Raw genomic sequence first — 1,686 nt, 5'->3', positions numbered from 1 at the left:
GCGACCCTGAGCGCGACCGACGGCGTCGTCGCCGTGCGACTCGACGGAGATCGTCTCAGCCTGCGCGCCGCGGATTCCGATGCCGCCGCCCGCATCCTGCTCGAAGGCGGCGCCCACGACCTGGAGATCGCCGCCCCCACCCTGGAAACCGCCTTCACTGCTCTGACGGAGAACTGACATGCTCGTCTCACCCACCATGCTGCGTATCGAAGGCGTCCGCCAGCTGCGCAACCCCTACACGCTCGCGTTCACCCTGGCGATGCCGGTCGCGATGTACCTGCTGTTCGGCGCCGGGATGGGGTACGGCTCGCTCTCCGCCGGCCACGGCAACGTCTCGTTCTACGTGATGACCTCGATGGCCGCCTACGGCACGGCGGTCGCGATGAGCTCGCTCACATCGCTCGCCGCGACCGAGGCGAAGCAGGGCTGGGGGCGCCAACTCGCCATGACCCCGCTGACCACCGCCGGATACGCGCTGACGAAGCTGCTCACCGCCGTGACCTTCGCGGCGCTGGCGCTGGTGGCCGTGTTCGCCGCCGGGATGATGACCGGTGCGCAGGTGGAAGACGGCTGGCGCTGGGTCGCGACGGCGGGCATCATCCTCGGGCTCGGCCTCATGTACGGACTGTTCGGGCTCGGCGTCGGGCTGTTCTTCAGTTCGGACTCGGCAGCGGCTCTCGCCTCGATCTCGATGACGTTCTTCGCGTTCTTCGGCAACGTGTTCATGCCGCTCGACGGCGTGATGCTCGACATCGCCCGATTCACGCCTCTGTACGGCTTCGTCGCCCTGAGTCGCTGGCCGCTCACCGACGGGGTGCTCACGACAGGACAGACCGACCCGCTGTGGATGCTGTTCCTCAACGTCGTCGTCTGGCTCGCGCTGTTCGCCCTGCTGGTCATGATGGGCATGAAGCGCTCCAGGGCGCGGCAGTAGCGGTGCGCGACGACAGTAGGTTGGACGGATGACGCCACACGCGAAGCGCGAGACGAACAGCGCCACGGGGAAGGACCCGTGGGCGCGGTTCGGGTGGCTGATGGCCGTGATCTGGCTCGTCTTCCTGGTGTATCCGGTGATCGCGCTCCTGCGATCCGAAGCGCCGCCGGCCTGGGTGATCGTGGGCTGGGTCGCCCTGGTCGCGTTCATCGTGCTGTACGTCACCGGCTTCATGCACGGCATGCGCGGTGGCGGGGGACTCGGACGTACGCCGTCGACACGGCAGTGGATCACGTTCGCAGCGCTCATCCTGTGCGCACTGCTCTCGGTACCTGCGGAGGGCGGATCGGCGCTCAGCTTCCTGCCGTTCGTGATGTCCTTCGCCTCGTACGGTCTGACGCGTGCGTGGCATTGGATCACGACCATCGCGGCGGTCGTGGTCACGGCGCTGTGCGTGTTCCTGCTTCCCGGGGGGATGAGCTATATGTCGATCCTCGCGATCGTGGCGCTTCTCGGAGTGGTCAACACGGTGTCGACCTGGCTCATCCTGCGCTCTGCGGAAGCGGAGCGGCTCGGCCTCGAGCTGGCGACGAGCGAGGGGCGCGAGGCCGTGGCCCGTGACGTGCACGATCTGATCGGTCACTCCCTGACGGTCGTCGGCCTCAAGGCGCAACTGGTGCGGCGGCTGATGGACTCCGATCCGGAACGCGCCAAGGCCGAGCTCGCCGACATCGAGCGGCTCACGGCGGAGG

At 67.9% G+C, this 1,686-nt stretch carries 2 protein-coding genes; both read left to right on the top strand.

Annotated features, from left to right (window positions below; all coding sequences use genetic code 11):
• Positions 1-178: 178 nt before the first annotated feature.
• The gene (locus KZA10_RS14320) at positions 179-934 is read left to right on the top strand and encodes an ABC transporter permease (RefSeq protein WP_141386332.1); all 756 of its coding nucleotides are present in this window, start codon (positions 179-181) and stop codon (positions 932-934) included.
• A gap of 28 nt (positions 935-962) precedes the next feature.
• Positions 963-1,686, top strand: a 724-nt coding sequence (locus tag KZA10_RS14315; protein ID WP_218683218.1) for a histidine kinase, incomplete at its 3' end; no start/stop codon positions are given.

This window comes from Microbacterium sp. BF1, assembly GCF_019279095.1.
In the GTDB taxonomy this organism is placed as follows: domain Bacteria; phylum Actinomycetota; class Actinomycetes; order Actinomycetales; family Microbacteriaceae; genus Microbacterium; species Microbacterium maritypicum.
The sequence above is the reverse complement of the archived record's forward strand: the minus strand, read 5'-3'. Positions and strand labels throughout refer to the sequence as shown.

Excerpts from the sequence above, each read along its gene's own strand:
- KZA10_RS14320 (WP_141386332.1), top strand. The coding sequence starts at position 179 with ATGCTCGTCTCACCCACCATGCTGCGTATCGAAGGCGTCCGCCAGCTG.